The sequence below is a fragment of the Paraburkholderia sp. SIMBA_053 genome, assembly GCF_046534895.1.
GTDB classification, from domain to species: Bacteria; Pseudomonadota; Gammaproteobacteria; order Burkholderiales; family Burkholderiaceae; genus Paraburkholderia; species Paraburkholderia caledonica.
Genome location: NZ_JAWRXU010001881.1, coordinates 1 through 231, shown reverse-complemented (window position 1 = coordinate 231; position 231 = coordinate 1). Strand labels below are relative to the sequence as shown.

Here is a 231-nt window from a genome sequence, read left to right as displayed (position 1 = left end):
GGCCGAGGCCCGTGCCGAGGAAGATGTCCTGGATGTCGCGGCGGCGCGCGGGGAGATTGTTGATGTAGTAGCTCGACGTGCCGTCGCGCGTCAGCACGCGCTTGACGGCGATTTCGGCATACTGGCCCCACTGGCCGGCGGCACGGCCGTCGGCGTTGTCGAACACGAGTTCGACGCTGGCGCGGCTACCCGGCTTGCGCGCCGTCGAGCCGTTGAAGATCACGTCCTGCA

Annotated in this window: 1 protein-coding gene; it reads right to left on the bottom strand. The window is 68.4% G+C overall.

Annotated features, from left to right (window positions below; translation table 11 throughout):
* Positions 1-231: hypothetical protein (locus SB753_RS42070; protein ID WP_410805823.1), on the bottom strand; the 231-nt coding region annotated here is incomplete at both ends.